The sequence below is a fragment of the Oleiphilus sp. HI0123 genome, assembly GCF_001635315.1.
Genome location: NZ_LWGE01000487.1, coordinates 1 through 586, shown reverse-complemented (window position 1 = coordinate 586; position 586 = coordinate 1). Strand labels below are relative to the sequence as shown.

Genomic DNA, 586 nt, shown 5'->3' with positions numbered 1-586 from the left:
GTATCACGTCCCGATTGTCCGAACGTTCCAAGTATTCGCTGACCTCGTGTAACCGAAGGGTCAGCTCATCCGCCATACGCGGGATCAGTCGCGTCGGATCCTTGGAGATTTTCGGTTGCTGCGTACCCTCGACCAAGACCTGCTTCTGGTTTTTCCAGGTCTGTGGCTTCACCAGATCATCCTCTAACGCCCGATATCGAATGACTTCCGGCAGCATTAGCTGGCCGTTTAACCGGTTGGGAATCTGCAGGTACAGGAACCATTCATACCTGGCTTTATCTATACTGCCATCGGGTTTTAGCAATAGTGGTCGTGTGGCTTTCGGCGGTAGACGCTGATCAATGCAGGCATCGCCGAGCATATTGCCGGCGACCAGATCCAACCGAGCTTGGTCTAAGATCCGGGCTAACCGTTGCGTTTTGTCGGTGCCTTCCATGCGCAGACAGCAAAAGAGCGACCGTAACAGGCCGGTTCGCAATGTGGATTCCGTGTCCAGGTGTTGCCAGAACGCTTCCTCCGCTGACTGTTTCTGATTGCTCAGGTATCGGCAGACCGAGTTCAGGTCGTTGGCACTGAGAAACTGGAA

Annotated in this window: 1 pseudogene; it reads right to left on the bottom strand. The window is 54.1% G+C overall.

Annotated elements, in window-relative coordinates:
• Positions 1-586: pseudogene (locus A3761_RS04630) on the bottom strand (Tn3 family transposase); the annotation flags it as partial.